Here is a 22,184-nt window from a genome sequence, read left to right as displayed (position 1 = left end):
CGGCCTTTTGGTAGCCGAGCCGAGCCGAGCCGGTCCGGAAAGGTCCGGTCCGGACTCCGTCACGCAGGGTCGATCTCCCGCAGCAGACCTGTGGTCACATCGAAGACGAATCCCCGCACATCGTCGGTGTGCAGAAGGAACGGCGAGGTCCGCACCCGCTGCATCGACTGCCGTACGTCCTGATCGACGTCGCGGAAGGACTCCACCGCCCAGGCGGGCCGCTGGCCGACCTCGAGCTCCAGCTCGTGCCGGAACTCCTCGGTGAGGCTCTCCAGGCCGCAGCTGGTGTGGTGGATCAGTACGACGCTGCGGGTGCCGAGGGCGCGCTGGCTGATCGTCAGGGAACGCATGACGTCGTCGGTGACCACGCCGCCCGCGTTGCGGATCGTGTGGCAGTCGCCCAGTTCGAGGCCGAGCGCGGCGTGGAGATCGATGCGGGCGTCCATGCAGGCGACCACGGCCACACCGAGGACGGGGCGTGCGTCCATGCCCGGGTCGGTGAAGGCCTTCGCGTACCGCTTGTTCGCCTCGACGAGGCGATCGGTGACGGTGCCGTCGACGGCGGCTATGCCACCGTTCGGCTCTGCGGGGGAGTGGCCCGTGGAGGATGCGGAAGTCGACATGGCTAAGACGTTAGTCGGCACTGATCGCCCGGGCTCGCTGTGAGAAGGGACAAAGAACGTCAACGAGTCTTGTTGTGAGCTAACCCACAGGAGTGGAGCCTCTACCCCCGATCGGGTGACGGAGCGGGTTTCACGGCTCATCGACGACCCGTCCGCGACGCGCATGCCGGTTGATTGACCGGGCGACAGGGTGGACTAAAGTGACGCGAAGTGGGAGGGCCGTGACCTGCTCCCCGCTGGAATGTTCACCCCGGGGATTCACTGAATCCCCCCGCGTGCGCGGCGCGTACGTACGGCTCGGCCTCCTCCCGCTCCCGGTCGGCTGACGCCACTTCCCCGGCGCCAGCAGGCCATTCCCCTTCTCGAGCGGGCGGGGACCCGGCCGTGCGCACGTCTCGCCGCGCCGGACCTGAGAGGGCCCTTTGAGCCAGACCCGACACGTCCCGGTGATGCTCCAGCGATGCCTGGACCTGTTGGCCCCCGCGCTCGCCCAGCCGGGCGCGGTCGTCGTCGACTGCACCCTTGGACTCGGCGGCCACAGCGAGGCGCTGCTGTCCACCTTCCCGTCGGCCCGCCTCATCGGCCTCGACCGCGACAAGGAAGCGCTGCGGCTCTCCGGAGAGCGGCTCGCCCCCTTCGGCGACCGGGCCGAGCTCGTGCACGCGGTCTACGACGAACTGCCCGATGTGCTCGACCGGCTCGGCATCGCGAAGGTCCAGGGCGTCCTCTTCGACCTCGGCGTCTCCTCGATGCAACTCGACGAGGCGGACCGGGGCTTCGCCTACGCGCAGGACGCGCCCCTGGACATGCGCATGGACCAGACGACCGGCATGAGCGCCGCCGAGGTCCTCAACACGTACGCACCGGGCGAACTGGTGCGGATCCTGCGCCAGTACGGCGAGGAGAAGCAGGCCAAGCGGATCGTGAGCGCCGTCGTCCGCGAGCGTGAGAAGGAGCCGTTCAGCAACAGCGCACGGCTCGTCGAGCTGATCCGTGACTCCCTGCCGCAGGCCGCCAAGCGCACCGGCGGCAACCCCGCCAAGCGGACCTTCCAGGCCCTGCGCATCGAGGTCAACGGCGAACTGAGCGTCCTGGAGGCGGCCATTCCGGCGGCCGTCAAGGCCCTCGCCGTCGACGGCCGCATCGCCGTCCTGTCGTACCACTCGCTCGAGGACCGGCTGGTCAAGCAGGTGTTCGCGGCAGGCGCCGCGACGACCGCGCCGCCCGGCCTGCCCGTCGTCCCCGAGCGCTACCAGCCCCGGCTCAAGCTGCTCACGCGCGGCGCCGAACTCCCCACCGAGGAAGAGGTCGCCGAGAACCGCCGGGCGGCCCCGGCACGGCTGCGGGGTGCGCAGCGCATCCGCGAGGAGACTGCGTGAAGCGCGCCCGCCGGGAGGACCCGTGAACGGCGTCCCTGAGGAGGCCCCATGAGCAAGAAGCCCGAACTGCGGGGGAGGGCCGCCCGGCTCGCGCGGCTGCTGCCGTCGGGGCCGAGCCAGGCGGCGCGCACGCCGTTCGTGCTGCTGGTCGTGCTGCTGCTCGGCGGCGGTCTGATCATGCTGCTCATCCTGAACTCCTCGCTCAACGAAGGCTCGTTCCAGCTGAGCGAGCTCAAGAAGCAGACGACGGAGCTCACCGACCAGGAGCAGGAGCTCCAGCGGGACGTGGACGCCTACGCCGCCCCCGACGCCCTCCAGCGCCGCGCCCGTGAACTCGGCATGGTGCCGGGCGGCGACCCGGCCTTCCTGAACCCGGACGGCACCGTACGCGGCGTTCCCGGAGCCGCCGAGCAGTCCGCGCTGGAGCCCGACCCGCGGCCCCAGGAGGTGGCGTCCCCGGCGCCCTCCGTCTCGATCCCGGCGCTGCTGCCGCCCGTGGAGCCCGTAGAGCCCGTAGAGCCCGCAGAGCCCGCAGAGCCCACGCTGCCCCAGACATCCCCGGCGCCCTCCGCCACGGCCTCGGACGCCCCGCCCACGCCCGACCTCCCCGCGACGCCCGGCCCCACGACCTCCGGCAGGTGACGTAAGTGACGGACCGCCAACCCCCGCGACGCAGGGTCCCGGGTCCCGCGCGGCCCTCGCGCCCCGCCCGCCCCGGCGAACAGCGCCGCCCCGGAGGGGGGCCCCGCCCCGCCGCCCGCCGGCCACGCCCCGCCACCAAGGCCCGCACCATCCGGCTCGGCAGCCCGCGGCCCCGGCTGCGCATGGTGAGCCTCGGGCTGACCCTGGTGATGCTGGCCTTCGTCGTACGCCTCCTCCAGGTGCAGGCGGTCGACGCGAGCGTGTACACCTCCAAGGCCGAGAAGAACCGCTACTTCAGCCATGTCCTGACCGCGGAGCGCGGTGGCATCACCGACCGCCGCGGCGTCGAACTGGCCGCGAGCGTCGACGCGTACGACATCACGGCCGACCCCACGATGTTCACCGCGAAGGAGATGGGCATCAAGGACGCGCCCGAGCAGGCCGCAGCCCTCCTCGCCCCGATCCTCGACAAGGACGTCGCCCGGCTCACCGAGCAGCTCAAGAAGCCCAAGACGCGCTACGTCCTGCTCGCCCGCAGGCAGACCCCGCAGGTCTGGAAGCAGATCAAGGACCTGCGCGGCGCGCTCGACGAGAAGGCGCGCGCCGACGAGAAGAGCGCCAACGTCCTGGCGGGCGTCTTCCAGGACCCCAGCAGCAAGCGCGTGTACCCGAACGACAACCTGGCCGCCGGGATACTGGGCTGGGTCAACGCCGAGGGCAAGGGCGCGGGCGGCCTGGAGCAGCAGCTCAACAAGGAGCTCGCGGGCAAGGACGGCAAGATCAGGTACGCCCAGTCCGGCGGCCACCAGGTGCCGACCGCCGGCAGCACGGAGACGCCCGCCGTGCCCGGCTCCGACGTCGAGCTCACCATCGACCGCGACATCCAGTGGGCCGCGCAGAGCGCCATCACCCGGCAGGTGGAGAAGTCCGAGGCGGACCGCGGCTACGTGATAGTGCAGGACACCAGGACCGGCGAGATCCTCGCGATGGCCAACTCCCCGGGCTTCGACCCGAACGACCTCTCGCAGGCCGACGGCACGGCCATGGGCAACGCCTCGCTGCAGGACGCCTTCGAGCCGGGTTCGACCGCCAAGGTCATGTCGATGGCCGCCGTCCTGGAGGAGAACGCGGCCACGCCCGCCACGCGTGTGACGGTCCCCAACCGGTTGCACCGCGGCGACCGGCTCTTCCAGGACGACATCGACCACCCGACCTGGCACCTCACGCTCAACGGCGTGCTCGCCAAGTCCTCCAACATCGGCACGATCCTGGCCACCGGCGAACTGGGCAAGACCCAGAAGGAGGCCAACCGGTCGCTCTACTCGTACCTGCGCAAGTTCGGCATCGGCAGGGAGACCGGGCTCGGTTTCCCCGGCGAGACGTCCGGCATCTTCGCGCCCGCCGACAAGTGGTCCACCTCGCAGCAGTACACGATCCCGTTCGGTCAGGGCTTCTCGATCAACGCGATGCAGGCGGCCTCCGTCTACTCGACCATCGCCAACGACGGCGTACGGATCGAGCCCACGCTGGTGCGCGGCACGAAGGGCCCCGACGGCCGCTTCACGCCCGCGCCGGGTCCCAGGAAGACCCGCGTGGTGAGCGCCAAGACCGCCAAGACGGTGTCGCGGATGCTCGAGTCCGTCGTCGACGACGAAGAGGGCACGGGAACCAAGGCCCGCATCTCCGGCTACCGGGTGGCGGGCAAGACGGGTACGGCCAACCGGGTCGATCCGGAGACCGGCAGGTACAAGGGCTACACCTCGTCGTTCGCCGGGTTCGCGCCCGCCGACAAGCCGCGCGTCACCGTCTACTGCGCGATCCAGAACGCCACCAAGGGCAGCTACTTCGGCGGCCAGATCTGCGGTCCCATCTACAAGGAAGTCATGCAGTTCGCCCTCAAGACGCTCCAGGTCCCGCCCACCGGCAAGGGCCCGGCCCGGCTGCCCGTCACCTTCGAACCCTGAGCCCCACCAGGACGTACCCCGTGACAACGATCACCCCGAACCCGGGGAACCAGCCCCCGCCACACCGCCCGCTTCGCCCTGAGCAGGGTGCGCCCGGTACGCTCACCGCCGTGCCACACGCTGATCAGTCCCAAACCACCCAGAAGGGCGTTCCCGTGACATATCCGGGGCCGCCGCGGCCGGTCCAGGTCTCCGCGACGCCGCTCGCAAGGATCGCCGATCAGCTGGGCGTCGCCGCCCCGGGCACGGGGGAGGTCAGCGGCATCACGCACGACTCCCGCGCGGTCCGCCCCGGCGACATCTACGCCGCCCTGCCCGGCGCCCGGCTGCACGGCGCCGACTTCGTCGCCCAGGCCGCCGACCTCGGCGCCGCCGCGATCCTCACCGACCCGACGGGCGCCGAACGCGCGGCCGTCACGGGCCTGCCGGTCCTGGTCGTCGACGATCCGCGCGGCTCCATGGGGGAGCTGGCGGCCACGGTCTACGGCCATCCGGGCCGCGATCTGCTGCAGATCGGCATCACCGGTACGTCCGGCAAGACCACCACGGCGTACCTCGTCGAGGGCGGCCTCAAGGGCATCAAGTCGACCGGCCTCATCGGCACGGTCGAGATGCGCATCGGCGAAGAGCGGATCAAGTCCGAACGTACGACCCCTGAAGCGACCGACCTGCAGGCGCTGTTCGCGGTGATGCGCGAGCGCGGCGTCGAGGCCGTCGCCATGGAGGTCTCATCCCACGCCCTCGTGCTCGGCCGGGTGGACGGCTGCGTCTTCGACGTCGCCGTCTTCAACAACCTCAGCCCGGAGCACATGGAGTTCCACTCCGACATGGAGGACTACTTCCAGGCCAAGGCGCAGCTGTTCAGCAAACAGCGCTCCAAGGTCGGAGTGGTCAACTTCGACGACGAGTACGGGCGCCGGCTCATCGACGAGTCCGAGGTCCCCGTCACCACGTTCTCCGCCGAGGGCCACCCCGACGCCGACTGGCGCGCGGAGGACGTGGACGTCAGGCTGTTCGACTCCACGTTCGTGGCGGTCGGCCCGCGAGGGGAGCGGATCACCGCCAAGTCCCCGCTGGCCGGTCCTTTCAACGTCGCCAACACGCTCGCGGCGATCGTCTCGCTGGCCGTCGCCGGGATCGACCCGCAGCAGGCCGCCGACGGCGTCGCGGCGGTGCCGGGCGTCCCCGGCCGCCTTGAGCGCATCGACGAGGGCCAGCCCTACCTCGCGGTCGTCGACTACGCCCACAAGACGGACGCCGTCGAATCGGTCCTGCGCGCCCTGCGCAAGGTCACCGAGAACAAGCTGCACATCGTGCTCGGCTGCGGCGGCGACCGGGACAAGACCAAGCGGATGCCGATGGGCGCCGCGGCGGCCAGGCTCGCCGACACCGCCGTACTGACTTCCGACAACCCCCGTGGCGAGGACCCCCTCGCGATCCTCGCCACGATGCTCGCCGGCGCCGCCGACGTGCCGTCCCACGAGCGCGGTGACGTCGCCGTGTTCGAGGACCGCGCCACCGCCATCCGCGCTGCCGTCGCCCGGGCCGAACCGGGAGACACGGTGCTCGTCGCGGGCAAGGGCCACGAGCAGGGACAGGACATCGCCGGGGTGGTGCGTCCCTTCGACGACCGCCAGGTACTTCGCGAAGCTATCCAGCAAACCCAGGGATGAATCTGTGATCGCCCTCTCCCTCGCCGAGATCGCCACTGTCGTCGGCGGGCAGACGTACGACATACCGGATCCGTCCGTCCAGGTCACCGGACCGGTCGTCAGGGACTCCCGTGAAGTGGAGCCAGGCAGCCTCTTCGTCGCCTTCGCGGGCGAACGCGTCGACGGCCACGACTACGCGTCCGCCGTGGTCGAGGCGGGCGCCGCCGCCGTCCTCGCCTCGCGCCCCGTCGGCGTGCCCGCCATCGTCGTCGACGATGTGCAGGCGGCGCTCGGCGCCCTCGCGCAGCACGTCGTGGAGCGGCTCGGCGCGACCCTCGTGGCGCTCACCGGCTCCGTCGGCAAGACGAGCTCCAAGGACCTGCTCGCCCAGGTGCTGCGGAGCAAGGCGCCCACGGTCTTCACGCCGGGCTCGCTCAACAACGAGATCGGCCTGCCGCTCACCGCCCTCAGCGCCACCGACGAGACACGGTTCCTCGTCCTGGAGATGGGCGCGCGCGGCATCGGCCACATCCGCTACCTCACCGGCCTCACCCCACCGAAGATCGGCCTCGTGCTCAACGTCGGCACCGCCCACATCGGCGAGTTCGGCGGACGCGAGCAGATCGCAGTGGCGAAGGGTGAACTCGTCGAGAGCCTCCCCGCCGACGGCACCGCCGTCCTCAACGCCGACGACCCCCTCGTCCGCGCCATGGCTTCGCGCACGAAGGCGCGCGTCCTGCTCTTCGGAGAGGCCGCCGACGCCGACGTACGTGCCGAGAATGTCCGGCTCACAGACGTCGGACAGCCTGCCTTTACGCTGCACACACCCTCCGGGTGCAGCGACGTGACCTTGCGGCTGTACGGTGAGCACCACGTGTCGAACGCGCTTGCCGCGGCCGCCGTCGCCCATGAGCTGGGCATGTCCGCAGACGAGATCGCCCGCGCGCTCTCCGAGGCGGGCACGCTGTCCCGCTGGCGGATGGAGGTCACCGAGCGCCCGGACGGCGTGACGGTCGTCAACGACGCCTACAACGCGAACCCCGAGTCCATGCGAGCCGCCCTGCGCGCGCTCGCGTCCATGGCCAAGGGACGTCGTACGTGGGCGGTGCTCGGTCATATGGCCGAGCTCGGTGACGAGGGGCTCGCCGAACACGACGCGGTCGGACGGCTCGCTGTCCGGCTGAACGTGAGCAAGCTCGTGGCAGTCGGGGGCAGGGAAGCGTCCTGGCTTCAACTGGGCGCATACAACGAGGGTTCGTGGGGTGAGGAGTCGGTGCACGTGTCCGACGCACAGGCGGCGATCGACCTGCTGCGCAGCGAGCTGCGCCCGGGAGACGTCGTGCTGGTGAAGGCTTCCAGATCGGTCGGTCTCGAGCGGGTCGCCACGGCGCTGCTCGATGACTCCGCGTCGTCCGAGGGGCAGGTCGCCGGCCGATGAGGCAGATCCTCTTCGCGGGTGTGATCGGGCTCTTCCTGACCCTGGTCGGAACCCCGCTCCTTATCAAGTTCCTGGCCCGCAAGGGCTATGGGCAGTTCATCCGGGACGACGGCCCGCGCGAGCACCACAGCAAGCGCGGTACGCCGACCATGGGTGGCATCGCCTTCATCCTCGCCACGCTCATCGCGTACTTCCTCACGAAGATCATCACGGGTACGGAGACCACGCTCTCCGGGCTCCTCGTGCTCTTCCTGATGGCGGGCATGGGCCTCGTCGGCTTCCTCGACGACTACATCAAGATCGTCAAGCAGCGTTCGCTCGGTCTGCGGGCCAAGGCGAAGATGGCCGGCCAGTTGATCGTCGGCATCGGCTTCGCCGTGCTCGCGCTGAACTGGCCCGACAACCGCAACCAGACCCCGGCCTCCACCAAGCTGTCGTTCGTCACGGACTTCGGCTGGTCGATCGGCCCGGTGCTCTTCGTGGTCTGGGCGCTGTTCATGATCCTCGCGATGTCGAACGGCGTGAACCTCACCGACGGCCTCGACGGTCTCGCCACAGGCGCATCCGTGATGGTCTTCGGCGCGTACACCTTCATCGGTGTCTGGCAGTACCAGGAGTCCTGCGCCAACGCGGTCACGCTGACCAACCCACAGGCGTGTTTCGAGGTCAGAGACCCACTCGACCTCGCCGTGGTGGCCTCCGCGCTGATGGGCGCCTGCTTCGGCTTCCTGTGGTGGAACACCTCGCCCGCCAAGATCTTCATGGGTGACACCGGCTCGCTCGCCCTCGGCGGCGCGCTCGCCGGACTCGCGATCTGCTCGCGCACGGAGATGCTCCTCGCCCTGCTCGGCGGCCTCTTCGTCCTGATCACGATGTCCGTCGTCATCCAGGTCGGCTCGTTCCGCATGACCGGCAAGCGCGTCTTCCGCATGGCGCCACTGCAGCACCACTTCGAACTCAAGGGGTGGTCCGAAGTCCTTGTGGTGGTCCGCTTCTGGATCATCCAGGGCATGTGCGTGATCGTCGGACTCGGCCTCTTCTACGCGGGATGGGCAGCCAAGAAGTGACCAGCTGGCAGGGGAAGAACGTCACCGTCGCCGGGCTCGGCGTCTCCGGGATCCCGGCGGCCCGCGTGCTGCACGGCCTGGGCGCGGCCGTCACGGTCGTCAACGACGGCGACGACGAGCGCTCCCGTACGCAGGCGGACGAGCTGAGGTCGGAGGGCATCAGTGTCCGCCTCGGCGACGGGGCCACCCTGCCCGAAGGCACCGAACTCATCGTCACCACGCCGGGCTGGCAGCCGGACAAGCCGCTCTTCGCGGCAGCCGCCGCTGCCGGCGTCGAGGTGTGGGGCGACGTCGAGCTCGCCTGGCGTCTGCGCGGCCCCGACGCGGCCCCCTGGCTCGCGGTCACCGGCACGAACGGCAAGACCACGACCGTGCGGATGCTGGCCTCGATCCTGGAGGCGGCCGGTCTGCGCACCGCCGCCGTCGGCAACATCGGGGTCTCACTGCTCGACGTCGTCACCGGCGACGAGCCGTACGACGTGCTCGCCGTCGAGCTCTCCAGCTACCAGCTGCACTGGGCGCCCTCGCTGCGCGCCCACTCCGCGACCGTCCTGAACCTCGCGCCCGACCACCTGGACTGGCACGGCTCCATGGAGGCGTACGCCGCCGACAAGGGCCGGATCTACGAGGGCAATCAGGTCGCCTGCGTCTACAACGTCGATGCCACCGACAAACCGTCGACCGAGGACCTCGTCCGTGAGGCCGACGTCGAAGAGGGCTGCCGCGCCATCGGTTTCACGCTGAACGCGCCCGCGCCCTCGCAACTGGGCGTCGTGGACGGCATTCTGGTCGACCGTGCCTTCGTGCCGGACCGTCAGAAGCAGGCGCAGGAGATCGCCGAGATCGCCGACGTGCAGCCGCCCGCGCCGCACAACATCGCCAACGCCCTGGCCGCGGCCGCTCTCGCGCGCGCCTACGGGGTGCCCGCGACGGCCGTACGCGACGGTCTGCGCGCCTTCCGTCCGGACGCCCACCGCATCGAACACGTCGCCGACGTGGCCGATGTGGCGTACGTCGACGACTCCAAGGCCACCAACACCCACGCCGCCGAAGCCTCGTTGGCCGCGTACGAATCGATCGTCTGGATCGCGGGAGGGCTCGCCAAGGGCGCCACCTTCGACGAACTCGTCACCAAGTCGGCCAAGCGGCTGCGGGGTGTTGTCCTGATCGGCGCCGACCGCGCGCTGATCCGCGAAGCCCTCGCGCGACACGCCCCCGAGGTCCCGGTCGTCGACCTCGAACGGACCGACACTGGGGCGATGTCCGAGGCGGTACGGCAGGCGGCACGGCTCGCCGAGCCGGGGGACACCGTACTGATGGCTCCGGCCTGTGCGTCGATGGACATGTTCACCAACTACAACAAGCGTGGTGACGCGTTCGCGGACGCGGTCCGCGAACTCGGCGCGAGCGCCTGACGCGGACCCCGGTGGTCCGGGGGCGCCCGGCACCCTTAGGAGGGCACGTGGCAGCGTCGTGGTGGCCGGTCGGGAGTCCTGATGGCCGGCAGTAGCGGGCGCGCGCCCACGCGCCTCGCCAAGCGGCCCGCGCCGGTCCGCTCCCCGCGGGCTCCGCGCCCGCCGCGGGAGAACCCGGTACGGCGGTCCTACACCCGCGCCAAGCGGGCCTGGGACCGGCCGCTGACCGCGTACTACCTCATCTTCGGCAGCAGCCTGCTGATCACCGTGCTCGGCCTGGTGATGGTCTACTCGGCGTCGATGATCCAGGCACTGCAGCTGGATCTGCCGGCCGCGTACTTCTTCCGCAAGCAGTTCGTCGCGGCCGTACTGGGCTCGATCCTGCTGCTCGTGGCCATGCGGATGCCCATCAAGCTGCACCGGGCGCTCGCCTATCCCATCCTCGCGGTGACCGTCTTCCTGATGGTGCTCGTGCAGATCCCCGGGATAGGGCGCAGCGTCAACGGAAACCAGAACTGGATCTATCTCGGCGGCCCGTTCCAGCTCCAGCCCAGTGAGTTCGCCAAGCTCGCCCTCGTCCTGTGGGGTGCCGACCTGCTCGCCCGCAAACACGACAAGCGGCTCCTCACCCAGTGGAAGCACATGCTGGTGCCGCTCGTCCCGGTCGCCTTCATGCTGCTCGGCCTGATCATGCTGGGCGGCGACATGGGCACGGCGATCATCCTCACGGCGATCCTTTTCGGCCTGCTCTGGCTCGCGGGGGCGCCCACCCGGCTCTTCGCGGGGGTCCTCTCGGTCGCGGCCCTGCTCGGCGTGATCCTCATCAAGACCAGCCCCAACCGCATGGCGCGGCTCGCCTGCATCGGCGCCACGGATCCGGGCCCCGGCGACCAGTGCTGGCAGGCCGTGCACGGTATCTACGCCCTCGCCTCCGGCGGATTCTTCGGTTCCGGCCTCGGCGCGAGTGTGGAAAAATGGGGTCAACTTCCGGAACCGCACACCGACTTCATCTTCGCCATCACCGGGGAGGAACTCGGCCTTGCGGGGACACTGTCGGTGCTCGCCCTGTTCGCGGCTCTAGGCTATGCGGGTATCCGCGTGGCCGGACGCACGGAGGACCCCTTCGTGAGGTATGCCGCGGGAGGCGTGACCACCTGGATCACGGCGCAGGCCGTGATCAACGTCGGTGCGGTGCTCGGTCTGCTGCCGATCGCCGGTGTCCCGCTCCCGCTGTTCTCCTACGGGGGCTCAGCCCTGCTGCCGACCATGTTCGCCATCGGACTCCTCATCGCCTTCGCGCGGGAGGACCCGGCGGCAAAGGCGGCCCTGGCCATGCGGCAACCTCGGGTGAGATGGAACACGATGAGACGGCGCGTCAAGGCGCGTTCGTCCGGAGAGCGGTGAATTTCGGTGCATGTCGTACTCGCCGGTGGGGGGACCGCCGGCCACATCGAGCCCGCGCTCGCCCTCGCGGACGCCCTGCGGAGGCAGGACCCGACCGTGGGCATCACGGCCCTGGGCACGGAGCGTGGACTCGAAACGCGGCTGGTACCCGAGCGGGGCTACGAACTCGCGCTGATCCCGGCCGTTCCGCTGCCGCGCAAGCCCACCCCTGAGCTGATCACCGTCCCGGGGCGGCTGCGCGGCACGATCAAGGCGGCCGAGCAGATCCTGGAGCGGACGAAGGCGGACTGCGTGGTCGGCTTCGGCGGCTATGTCGCGCTGCCGGGGTACCTCGCGGCCAAGCGGACCGGGACGCCGATCGTCGTGCACGAGGCCAACGCGCGTCCGGGCCTCGCCAACAAGATCGGTTCGCGGTACGCCGCCGGGGTGGCCGTCGCCACGCCGGACAGCAAGCTGCGCAACTCCCGCTACATCGGCATCCCGCTGCGCCACACCATCGCCACGCTCGACCGGGCCCGGGTCCGCCCGGAGGCGCGCGCCGCCTTCGGCCTCGACCCGAACCTGCCGACGCTGCTCGTCTCCGGCGGTTCACAGGGCGCCCGGCGCCTCAACGAGGTCGTCCAGCAGGTCGCCCCGGTCCTGCAGCGCGCCGGGATCCAGATCCTGCACGCGGTCGGTCCGAAGAACGAAATGCCGTACGTCGAGAACATGCCCGGTATGCCGCCCTACATCCCGGTACCGTACGTGGACCGGATGGACCTCGCGTACGCCGCGGCGGACATGATGCTCTGCCGTGCGGGCGCGATGACCGTCGCCGAACTCTCCGCCGTCGGGCTTCCGGCCGCCTACGTACCGCTGCCCATCGGCAACGGCGAACAGCGGCTGAACGCCCAGCCGGTGGTGAAGGCGGGCGGTGGACTCCTCGTGGACGACGCCGAACTGACGCCCGAGTGGGTGCAGGGCAACGTACTCCCCGTGCTCGCCGATCCGCACCGGCTGTACGAGATGTCCCGCGCGGCCTCGGAGTTCGGGCGCAGGGACGCCGACGACCTCCTCGTCGGCATGGTGTACGAGGCGATCGCCTCGCGCCGCAACGGGTGAGACGGCACTAGAGGCAACAGAAGGCACAAGAAGGCAGGGGACCGTGGCCGGATCGACCACCGCCGAACGGCAGAAGCTCGACTCCGGCCCGCCCCGCCCTCCGCGCCCCCGCGTACGCATGCCGCGGGCGCGCAACCTGATCCTCTCGCTGATCGCGCTCGTGCTGATCGGATCGGGAGCAGTCTGGCTGCTCTACGGCTCGCCGTGGCTGCGTCTGGAGCGCGTGACGACTTCCGGAACACGGATTCTGACGCCCGACGCGGTGCGCGAAGCTGCCGCGGCCCCGATCGACGCGCCCCTGATTTCGGTCGACACCGGCACTCTTGAGGACCGCCTGCGCAAGAAACTGCCGCGTATCGACTCGGTCGACGTCGTCCGTTCCTGGCCGCACGGAATCGGTCTGAATGTGACCGAACGCAAGCCGGTTCTCCTTATCGAAAAGGGCGGAAAGTTCGTCGAAGTGGACGCCAAGGGCATGCGATTCGCCACGGTCGGACAGGCGCCGAAGGGCGTTCCGCTGCTGGAATTGCGGCCGGACCAGGAGAACGCGGAGGCGAGTCTGCGCCGTTTCGACTCCCACCGGCTGCGGCGCGAGGCGGTACAGGTCGCGGGTGCGCTGCCCGCCGCCGTGGCGCGCGATACACGGGCCGTCAAGGTCCGTTCGTACGACTCGATCTCGCTGGAGTTGAGCGGTGGACGCACCGTAGCGTGGGGCAGCAGCGAGAGGGGTTCTACGAAGGCAAGCACACTCACCGCCCTGATGAAAGCCGCCCCCAGGGCACGGCACTTCGATGTGAGTGTCCCCACCGCCCCTGCGTCGTCGGCGAGTTGACGCATATCGTCGCAGGCCAGCACCCTGGTTCGGCAGGGCTACGGCTGATCACATAGGGTGAAAAGAAAAACGGGAGGTTCGGCGTGTTCGTTGAACGTGCGCCACTTGTCGACTTAGTGTCCTGTTCGGAAGAGTCCAAGGAACAGACACACTGGTAACCCTAAACTTCAACGTTAGGGTTCGGGTCGGCGTTCGGACCGTCCCATTCGGCATCAGTCGTCGCGGCGCTTGACCGCGAGGCGGCGACACGTAACTCGAGGCGAGAGGCCTTCGACGTGGCAGCACCGCAGAACTACCTCGCAGTCATCAAAGTCATCGGTGTCGGCGGCGGTGGTGTCAATGCCATCAACCGGATGATCGAGGTCGGTCTCAAGGGCGTCGAGTTCATCGCCATCAACACCGACGCGCAAGCCCTGTTGATGAGCGACGCCGACGTCAAGCTCGACGTCGGCCGTGAACTCACCCGTGGCCTCGGCGCCGGAGCCAACCCGGCAGTCGGCCGCAAGGCGGCCGAGGACCACCGCGAGGAGATCGAGGAGGTCCTCAAGGGGGCCGACATGGTCTTCGTCACCGCCGGCGAAGGCGGTGGCACCGGCACGGGCGGCGCACCTGTCGTCGCCAACATCGCCCGCTCCCTGGGCGCCCTGACCATCGGTGTCGTGACCCGGCCGTTCACCTTCGAGGGCCGTCGTCGCGCCAACCAGGCCGAGGACGGGATCGCGGAGCTGCGCGAAGAGGTCGACACCCTCATCGTCATCCCCAACGACCGGCTCCTGTCCATCTCGGACCGCCAGGTCAGCGTTCTGGACGCCTTCAAGTCGGCGGACCAGGTCCTGCTCTCCGGTGTCCAGGGCATCACCGACCTCATCACCACCCCGGGTCTGATCAACCTCGACTTCGCCGACGTCAAGTCGGTCATGTCCGAGGCCGGTTCGGCTCTCATGGGCATCGGTTCGGCGCGCGGCGACGACCGCGCGGTGGCCGCCGCCGAGATGGCGATCTCCTCGCCGCTGCTCGAGGCGTCCATCGACGGAGCGCGGGGAGTCCTGCTCTCCATCTCCGGCGGCTCCGACCTCGGCCTCTTCGAGATCAACGAAGCGGCCCAACTCGTCAGCGAGGCGGCCCACCCCGAGGCCAACATCATCTTCGGCGCCGTCATCGACGACGCCCTGGGCGACGAGGTCCGGGTCACCGTCATCGCGGCGGGCTTCGACGGCGGACAGCCGCCGTCCAAGCGGGACACCGTCCTGAGCGCGTCCTCGGGCAAGCAGCGTGACGAGCAGCCGGCGGCCACGAGCCGCCCTGCCGAGTCCCGTTCGTCGTACGGCGGCCTGGGCAGCGTCACGTCGCACGACGAGGCAAAGGCTCCGGAGCCCGTCGAGGCGCCTGTGGTCAACGAAGCCCCGTCCGCGCCCGTGGCCCCGCCGCAGGTTCCGCCGGCCCGTCCCTACTCGGACAGCCAGGCCGAAGAGCTGGACGTGCCGGACTTCCTGAAGTGATAAGCCTGCACAGCACCACGAGCGGCGCGCACTTCGCCTTCACCGACAGGTGGGGCGGGGTGAGCGCCGTTCCGTACGAAGAGCTCAATCTCGGCGGCGCGGTCGGCGACGACCCGCAGGCCGTGCGGAACAACCGCGCGCTGGCCGCCACGTCGCTCGGCATCGACCCGGCGCGGGTCGTCTGGATGAACCAGGTGCACGGCCCCGATGTCGTCGTGGTCGACGGACCCTGGGGTTCCGAGGCCGAGATTCCGGCGGTCGACGCCGTGGTCACCGCCCGTCGCGGCCTCGCCCTGGCGGTCCTGACCGCGGACTGCACGCCCGTCCTGCTCGCCGACCCGGTCGCCAAGGTCGCGGCTGCGGCTCACGCGGGGCGCCCGGGCATGCTGGCGGGGGTCGTCCCCGCAGCCGTCGAGGCGATGGTGAAGCTGGGCGCCGACCCGGCCCGCATCGTCGCCCGCACCGGGCCCGCCGTCTGCGGCCGCTGCTACGAAGTTCCGGAGGCGATGCGCGCGGACGCCGCCGCGATCGAGCCCGCGGCGTACGCCGAGACGAGCTGGGGCACTCCGGCGGTTGACGTGACCGCGGGGGCGCATGCCCAGCTGGAGCGGCTCGGGGTGCGCGACCGCGAGCAGTCGCCGGTGTGCACCCTGGAATCCGGTGACCACTTCTCGTACCGCCGCGACCGGACCACCGGTCGTCTCGCGGGCTATGTCTGGCTGGACTGATAGGGCATGACGGACCGTAAGTCTCAACTCGCCGCGAACCTGGCGGAGGTCGAAGAGCGCATCGCCGCGGCGTGCGCGGCGGCCGGGCGCAAGCGGGAGGAGGTGACCCTGATCGTGGTCACCAAGACCTATCCCGCGAGCGATGTGCGGATTCTCTCGGAACTCGGTGTGCGCCATGTCGCCGACAACCGCGACCAGGACGCGGCCCCGAAGGCCGCCGACTGCTCGGATCTTCCCCTTACTTGGCACTTTGTCGGTCAATTGCAGACCAACAAGGTCCGTTCTGTGGTCGGTTATGCCGATGTGGTCCAGTCCGTGGACCGCCCCAAGCTCGTCACGGCCCTGTCGGCGGGCGCCGAGCGAGCCGAGCGGGAGCTCGGCTGTCTGATCCAGGTCGCCCTCGACGCCGAGGAGAACGGGCGGGGCGAGCGCGGGGGCGTGGGCCCCGGCGGGATCGAGGAGTTGGCCGGGCTCGTGGCGGATGCCCCGGGGCTCCGTCTCGACGGCCTGATGACCGTGGCGCCGCTCACCGGTCCGTACGCGGGGCGGCAACAGGCGGCGTTCGAGCGGCTGATGGAATTCTCAACCCTCATGCGCGCGACTCATCCGGCTGCGAACATGGTGTCGGCAGGGATGAGTGCGGACCTCGAACAGGCCGTGGCGGCCGGAGCGACACATGTGCGCGTCGGTACGGCGGTACTCGGAGTCCGACCCGGGCTCGGGTAACGTCGCCAAGAAGTCGGACCACAGCAGAAAATATGGTCATTCTCGCTGTTGGGCGGGGAGACCTCGTGGATCGCGGGCAGTTGGTGACGACAGCCGATCCACCACAGAGCGGAGGACTCAGAGCATGGCCGGCGCGATGCGCAAGATGGCGGTCTACCTCGGCCTCGTGGAGGACGATGGGTACGACGGTCCGGGGTTCGACCCCGATGACGAGTTCGAACCCGAGCCGGAGCCCGAGCGGGACCGCAGGCGGCATGAACCGCCACACCAGTCGCACCAGTCCCGTCAGGCTCACGTGTCTGATCGGGACGAATCGGTACGAGTGGTGCAGCCCCCCGCACAGCGTGAGCCGGTCGCCCATTCCGCTTCGCTAGCCGCGGAATCCGGACGTCCGGCACGTATCGCCCCCGTGGCATCCATCACACCTGAACGTCAGAGCCTGGAGAAGAACGCACCGGTGATCATGCCCAAGGTCGTGTCCGAGCGGGAGCCCTACCGCATCACCACGCTGCACCCGCGGACGTACAACGAGGCCCGTACCATCGGGGAACACTTCCGCGAGGGCACTCCGGTGATCATGAATCTGACCGAGATGGACGACACGGATGCGAAGCGACTTGTCGACTTTGCCGCCGGTCTGGTCTTCGGTCTGCATGGCAGCATTGAGCGAGTGACGCAGAAGGTGTTCCTGTTGTCGCCTGCTAACGTCGATGTAACGGCGGAGGACAAGGCTCGCATCGCAGAGGGCGGGTTCTTCAACCAGAGCTGAGACGTAAGTGAAGCAGTAACGCAGAACCGGCAAACGCAGTACGAGTAACAGGGGAGAGGGAACCGCGAACATGAGCGTGGTCTGGCAGGTGCTTTACATCGCGCTGATGTGCTTCCTCATCGTGCTGATCTTCCGGTTGGTCATGGACTACGTCTTCCAGTTCGCCCGCTCATGGCAACCCGGCAAGGCGATGGTGGTCATTTTGGAGGCCACCTACACTGTCACTGATCCACCGCTCAAGCTTCTGCGGCGGTTCATCCCGCCGTTGCGTCTCGGGGGCGTGGCGCTCGACCTGTCCTTCTTCGTACTGATGATCATCGTCTACATCCTGATCACCGTCGTCAGGTCGGTGTCTGTGTGAACGATACGGTCTTGCCGAATGCCGACGACTACGTTGAGGTGAAGAGATGCCGTTGACCCCCGAGGACGTGCGGAACAAGCAGTTCACGACCGTCCGCCTCCGAGAAGGCTATGACGAGGACGAGGTCGATGCCTTCCTCGATGAGGTCGAAGCCGAACTGACTCGCTTGCTCCGCGAGAACGAGGACCTGCGCGCCAAACTGGCCGCTGCCACCCGCGCCGCCGCGCAGAACCAGCAACAGGGCGGCATGCGCAAGCCTCCGGAACCGCAGGACCAGCGCGGTCCCGGCGCCCCGGTGCCCGCCGCAATATCGGGTCCGCAGCCGGTGCCGCCGCAGCAGCAGCACCCGCAGCACCAGCAGATGGGCGGCCCGCCGCAGCTGCCCGGTGGTGCGCCGCAGCTGCCCGCCGGCCCCAGTGGGCACGGCCCGCAGGGTGGTCCGCAGGGTCCGGGCCCGATGGGCCAGGGTGGCCCGATGGGCGGCCCCATGGGTGGTCCCATGGGCGGCCACGGTCCGCAGATGCCCCAGCCCGGTCAGGGCCCCGGTGGCGACAGCGCCGCGCGCGTGCTCTCCCTTGCCCAGCAGACCGCTGACCAGGCGATCGCGGAGGCCCGTTCCGAGGCCAACAAGATCGTCGGCGAGGCCCGTTCGCGCGCCGAGGGCCTCGAGCGTGACGCCCGTGCCAAGGCCGACGCCCTGGAGCGGGACGCGCAGGAGAAGCACCGCGTCGCGATGGGCTCCCTGGAGTCCGCCCGCGCCACGCTGGAGCGCAAGGTCGAGGACCTGCGCGGCTTCGAGCGCGAGTACCGCACGCGTCTGAAGTCCTACCTGGAGTCGCAGCTCCGTCAGCTGGAGACCCAGGCCGACGACTCGCTGGCCCCGCCGCGGACCCCGGCGACGGCTTCCCTTCCGCCGTCCCCGGCGCCTTCCATGGCACCGGCCGGCGCGGGCGCCCCCTCGTACGGCGGTCAGCAGTCGATGGGCGGCAACCAGCAGAACGCCGGTCCGTCCTACGGCGGCCAGCAGCAGATGTCGCCGGCGATGACCCAGCCGATGGCGCCGGTGCGGCCGCAGGCCCCGCAGCCCATGCAGCAGGCTCCGTCGCCGATGCGTGGCTTCCTCATCGACGAGGACGACAACTGACGGCCGTTTCCACGCCTTAGGCGTCGGCAGCGTTCAGGGCGAGGCCCCCAGAACTTCTGGGGGCCTCGCCCTTTGTGTGCCCGCTTGCCAAGGGGTGCTCGCCGAGGGGATGGGTGCAGAAACGTTCATCTGTACGTGGGTACGCAACGCCGAAGGCCCGGTCCCGCCAAGATCTTCGGCGGGACCGGGCCTTCGCCGGTTCTCGTGCTGCCCTGGCAACTACGCCTTGCGGAGGCGGAACGTCAGGGACAGGGGCTCGTCCGTGAACGTCTCGCCGTACGCGTCGTCGGCCTCGCCCTGGGAGAAGTCCGTGGCGAGGACCTCGTCCGCGATGAGGTCGGCGTGGTCGGACAGGGCCGTGGACACGGCCGGGTCCGTGGAGGTCCAGCGCAGGGCGATCCGGTCCGCGACGTCCAGACCGCTGTTCTTGCGGGCCTCCTGGATCAGACGGATCGCGTCACGGGCCAGACCGGCCCGCCGCAGCTCCTCAGTGATCTCCAGGTCCAGGGCGACCGTGGCACCGGAGTCGGACGCCACCGACCAGCCCTCGCGCGGGGTCTCCGTGATGATGACCTCGTCCGGGGCCAGCGTCACCGTCTCGCCCTCGACCTCGACCGATGCCGTGCCCTCGCGCAGGGCCAGGGACAGCGCGGCCGCGTCGGCGTCGGCGACGGCCTTGGCGACCGCCTGGACGCCCTTGCCGAACCGCTTGCCGAGCGCGCGGAAGTTGGCCTTCGCGGTCGTGTCGACCAGTGAGCCGCCGACCTCGGAGAGCGACGCGAGCGAGGAGACGTTGAGCTCCTCGGTGATCTGGGCGTGCAGCTCCGGGTTGAGCGACTCGAAGCCCGTGGCCGCGACCAGGGCGCGGGACAGCGGCTGGCGGGTCTTGACGCCCGACTCGGCGCGCGTGGCGCGGCCCAGCTCCACCAGGCGACGCACCAGCACCATCTGCTTCGACAGGTCAGGGTCGATCGCCGTCAGGTCGGCCTCGGGCCAGGACGTCAGGTGGACCGACTCCGGGGCGTCCGGGGTGACCGGCACCACCAGGTCCTGCCAGACGCGCTCGGCGATGAACGGCGTCAGCGGGGCCATCAGGCGGGTGACCGTCTCCAGGACCTCGTGCAGGGTGCGCAGGGCCGCCTTGTCGCCCTGCCAGAAGCGGCGGCGGGAACGGCGTACGTACCAGTTCGAGAGGTTGTCGACGAACGTGGACAGGAGCTTGCCCGCGCGCTGGGTGTCATAGCCCTCAAGGGCCTGGGTGGCCTGGTCCGTGAGCGCGTGCAGCTCGCTGAGCAGCCAGCGGTCCAGGAGCGGGCGATCGGCGGGCGCCGGGTCGGCGTCGCTGGGGGCCCACTTCGACGTACGGGCGTACAGGGCCTGGAAGGCGACCGTGTTCCAGTACGTGAGGAGCGTCTTGCGGACGACCTCCTGGATGGTGCCGTGGCCCACGCGGCGTGCCGCCCACGGGGAGCCGCCTGCCGCCATGAACCAGCGCACCGCGTCGGCGCCGTGCTGGTCCATGAGCGGGATGGGGTCGAGGGTGTTGCCCAGGTGCTTGGACATCTTGCGGCCGTCCTCGGCGAGGATGTGGCCGAGGCAGACGACGTTCTCGTAACTCGACTTGTCGAAGACGAGGGTGCCCACCGCCATCAGTGTGTAGAACCAGCCGCGGGTCTGGTCGATGGCCTCCGAGATGAACTGCGCGGGGTAGCGGCTCTCGAAGAGCTCCTTGTTCTTGTGGGGGTATCCCCACTGCGCGAACGGCATCGAACCGGAGTCGTACCAGGCGTCGATGACCTCGGGGACGCGCGTCGCGGTCCCCTGGCAGGTCGGGCAGGGGAAGGTGACCGCGTCGATGAACGGGCGGTGCGGATCGAGGTCCGACTGGTCGGTGCCTGTCAGGTCGGAGAGCTCGGCGCGCGAGCCCACACAGGTCAAGTGGCCTTCCTCGCAGCGCCAGATGGGCAGCGGGGTGCCCCAGTAGCGGTTGCGGGACAGCGCCCAGTCGACGTTGTTGGTGAGCCAGTCGCCGAAGCGGCCGTGCTTGACCGAGTCCGGGAACCAGTTGGTCTTCTCGTTCTCCTGAAGGAGGCGGTCCTTGACGGCCGTCGTGCGGATGTACCAGGACGGCTGCGCGTAGTAGAGGAGCGCGGTGTGGCAGCGCCAGCAGTGCGGGTAGCTGTGCTCGTACGGGATGTGCTGGAAGAGCAGACCGCGGTCCTGGAGGTCCTCGGTGAGCTTTTCGTCGGCCTTCTTGAAGAAGACACCGCCTACCAGCGGGAGGTCCTCCTCGAAGGTGCCGTCGGGGCGCACCGGGTTCACGACCGGGAGGCCGTACGCGCGGCAGACCTTGAGGTCGTCCTCACCGAAGGCGGGGGACTGGTGGACCAGACCGGTGCCGTCCTCGGTGGTCACGTAGTCGGCGTTGACCACGTAGTGCGCGGGCGCGGGGAACTCGACAAGCTCGAAGGGGCGTTGGTAGGTCCAGCGCTCCATCTCGGCGCCGGTGAACGTCTGACCCGTGGTCTCCCAGTCCTCGCCGAGGGCCTTCTCGACGAGCGGCTCGGCGACCACGAGCTTCTCTTCGCCATTGGTCGCGACGACGTACGTGACGTCCGGGTGCGCGGCGACCGCGGTGTTGGAGACGAGGGTCCACGGGGTGGTCGTCCACACCAGGAGGGCCGCATCGCCCGCCAGCGGGCCGCCGGTGAGCGGGAAGCGGACGAAGACGGAGGGGTCGACGACCGTCTCGTACCCCTGCGCCAGCTCGTGGTCGGAGAGGCCGGTGCCGCAGCGCGGGCACCAGGGGGCGACGCGGTGGTCCTGGACCAGGAGGTCCTTGTTGAAGATCTCCTTCAGGGACCACCAGACCGAGTCGACGTACTCGGGGTTCATCGTCCGGTACGCGTCGTCGAGGTCGACCCAGTAGCCCATGCGGGTCGTGAGGTCGGCGAAGGCGTCGGTGTGCCGGGTCACGGACTCACGGCACTTGGCGTTGAACTCGGCGATGCCGTACGCCTCGATGTCCTTCTTGCCGTTGAAGCCGAGCTCCTTCTCGACCGCGAGCTCGACCGGCAGGCCGTGGCAGTCCCAGCCGGCCTTGCGGGCGACGTGGTAGCCCCGCATGGTGCGAAAGCGCGGGAAGACGTCCTTGAAGACGCGGGCCTCGATGTGGTGGGCGCCCGGCATGCCGTTGGCGGTGGGCGGACCTTCGTAGAACACCCACTCGGGGCGGCCCTCGGACTGCTCCAGGCTCTTGGCGAAGATCTTCTGCTCGCGCCAGAAGTCGAGCACGGCGTGCTCAAGGGCGGGCAGGTCGACCTGGGCGGGCACCTGGCGGTACTGCGGCTGCGTATGCAACGGCTGCGTGTTCAACGCGCTTCCTCCGGCGGACGATTCCGTTCCGTCGGAGGGACGAGAGCCGCTTGTCGCGCTCCCGC

Annotated in this window: 18 protein-coding genes; 16 read left to right on the top strand and 2 right to left on the bottom strand. The window is 69.7% G+C overall.

Annotated features, from left to right (window positions below):
- Positions 1-59: 59 nt before the first annotated feature.
- A complete protein-coding gene (locus ACZ5WE_RS01810; protein WP_467689849.1) occupies positions 60-686 on the bottom strand; it encodes a beta-class carbonic anhydrase in 627 nt (208 codons plus the stop codon).
- A gap of 359 nt (positions 687-1,045) precedes the next feature.
- Between ACZ5WE_RS01810 and rsmH the strand changes: the two genes are divergently transcribed.
- The 16 genes from rsmH (at position 1,046) to ACZ5WE_RS01730 (ending at position 18,744) form a co-directional block, all read left to right on the top strand.
- A complete protein-coding gene (gene rsmH / locus ACZ5WE_RS01805) occupies positions 1,046-2,002 on the top strand; it encodes a 16S rRNA (cytosine(1402)-N(4))-methyltransferase RsmH (protein ID WP_467689851.1) in 957 nt (318 codons plus the stop codon).
- 48 nt (positions 2,003-2,050) lie between these two features.
- Positions 2,051-2,644 (top strand): cell division protein FtsL, encoded by a 594-nt coding sequence (ftsL, locus tag ACZ5WE_RS01800; protein WP_467689853.1) that lies wholly within the window; start codon positions 2,051-2,053, stop codon positions 2,642-2,644.
- 5 nt (positions 2,645-2,649) lie between these two features.
- A complete protein-coding gene (locus tag ACZ5WE_RS01795) occupies positions 2,650-4,608 on the top strand; it encodes a peptidoglycan D,D-transpeptidase FtsI family protein (protein WP_467689855.1) in 1,959 nt (652 codons plus the stop codon).
- A gap of 20 nt (positions 4,609-4,628) precedes the next feature.
- On the top strand, positions 4,629-6,281 hold the full coding sequence (locus tag ACZ5WE_RS01790; protein WP_467689857.1) for a UDP-N-acetylmuramoyl-L-alanyl-D-glutamate--2,6-diaminopimelate ligase: 1,653 nt from the start codon (positions 4,629-4,631) through the stop codon (positions 6,279-6,281).
- A gap of 4 nt (positions 6,282-6,285) precedes the next feature.
- Positions 6,286-7,698: a UDP-N-acetylmuramoyl-tripeptide--D-alanyl-D-alanine ligase gene (locus ACZ5WE_RS01785; protein ID WP_467689859.1), complete on the top strand. Its 1,413-nt coding sequence runs from the start codon at positions 6,286-6,288 to the stop codon at positions 7,696-7,698.
- Positions 7,695-8,765: a phospho-N-acetylmuramoyl-pentapeptide-transferase gene (mraY, locus tag ACZ5WE_RS01780; protein WP_160504534.1), complete on the top strand. Its 1,071-nt coding sequence runs from the start codon at positions 7,695-7,697 to the stop codon at positions 8,763-8,765. Before ACZ5WE_RS01785 ends, mraY begins: the two co-directional genes overlap by 4 nt.
- Positions 8,747-10,180, top strand: coding sequence for a UDP-N-acetylmuramoyl-L-alanine--D-glutamate ligase (gene murD / locus ACZ5WE_RS01775; RefSeq protein ID WP_467689861.1), 1,434 nt, complete (start codon positions 8,747-8,749; stop codon positions 10,178-10,180). Before mraY ends, murD begins: the two co-directional genes overlap by 19 nt.
- 81 nt (positions 10,181-10,261) lie before the next feature.
- On the top strand, positions 10,262-11,584 hold the full coding sequence (gene ftsW, locus ACZ5WE_RS01770; protein ID WP_467689862.1) for a putative lipid II flippase FtsW: 1,323 nt from the start codon (positions 10,262-10,264) through the stop codon (positions 11,582-11,584).
- Positions 11,585-11,590: 6 nt separating this feature from the next.
- Positions 11,591-12,685 carry an undecaprenyldiphospho-muramoylpentapeptide beta-N-acetylglucosaminyltransferase gene (gene murG / locus ACZ5WE_RS01765; RefSeq protein ID WP_361188817.1) on the top strand — a complete coding sequence of 365 codons (1,095 nt, stop codon included), beginning with the start codon at positions 11,591-11,593 and terminating at the stop codon, positions 12,683-12,685.
- Positions 12,686-12,728: 43 nt separating this feature from the next.
- Positions 12,729-13,517: a cell division protein FtsQ/DivIB gene (locus ACZ5WE_RS01760; protein ID WP_467689864.1), complete on the top strand. Its 789-nt coding sequence runs from the start codon at positions 12,729-12,731 to the stop codon at positions 13,515-13,517.
- A 275-nt stretch (positions 13,518-13,792) separates the two neighbouring features.
- Positions 13,793-15,016, top strand: a complete 1,224-nt coding sequence (gene ftsZ, locus ACZ5WE_RS01755; protein ID WP_467689866.1) for a cell division protein FtsZ — start codon at positions 13,793-13,795, stop codon at positions 15,014-15,016.
- Positions 15,013-15,744 carry a peptidoglycan editing factor PgeF gene (gene pgeF, locus ACZ5WE_RS01750; RefSeq protein WP_467689868.1) on the top strand — a complete coding sequence of 244 codons (732 nt, stop codon included), beginning with the start codon at positions 15,013-15,015 and terminating at the stop codon, positions 15,742-15,744. The genes ftsZ and pgeF overlap by 4 nt, the downstream gene beginning before the upstream one ends.
- A gap of 6 nt (positions 15,745-15,750) precedes the next feature.
- Positions 15,751-16,470: a YggS family pyridoxal phosphate-dependent enzyme gene (locus ACZ5WE_RS01745; RefSeq protein WP_467689870.1), complete on the top strand. Its 720-nt coding sequence runs from the start codon at positions 15,751-15,753 to the stop codon at positions 16,468-16,470.
- Positions 16,471-16,594: 124 nt separating this feature from the next.
- The gene (locus tag ACZ5WE_RS01740; protein WP_367040961.1) at positions 16,595-17,239 is read left to right on the top strand and encodes a cell division protein SepF; all 645 of its coding nucleotides are present in this window, start codon (positions 16,595-16,597) and stop codon (positions 17,237-17,239) included.
- A 70-nt stretch (positions 17,240-17,309) separates the two neighbouring features.
- On the top strand, positions 17,310-17,600 hold the full coding sequence (locus ACZ5WE_RS01735; protein WP_160504525.1) for a YggT family protein: 291 nt from the start codon (positions 17,310-17,312) through the stop codon (positions 17,598-17,600).
- A gap of 46 nt (positions 17,601-17,646) precedes the next feature.
- On the top strand, positions 17,647-18,744 hold the full coding sequence (locus ACZ5WE_RS01730; RefSeq protein WP_453395048.1) for a DivIVA domain-containing protein: 1,098 nt from the start codon (positions 17,647-17,649) through the stop codon (positions 18,742-18,744).
- A gap of 219 nt (positions 18,745-18,963) precedes the next feature.
- Here ACZ5WE_RS01730 and ileS read toward each other — a convergent pair whose 3' ends face one another.
- Positions 18,964-22,104, bottom strand: coding sequence for an isoleucine--tRNA ligase (ileS, locus tag ACZ5WE_RS01725; RefSeq protein ID WP_467690355.1), 3,141 nt, complete (start codon positions 22,102-22,104; stop codon positions 18,964-18,966).
- Positions 22,105-22,184: the final 80 nt, after the last annotated feature.

Source organism: Streptomyces sp. NPDC033180, assembly GCF_055577645.1.
Note: the sequence above shows the minus strand (reverse complement) of the source record. Positions and strands in the feature narration are given on the sequence as shown.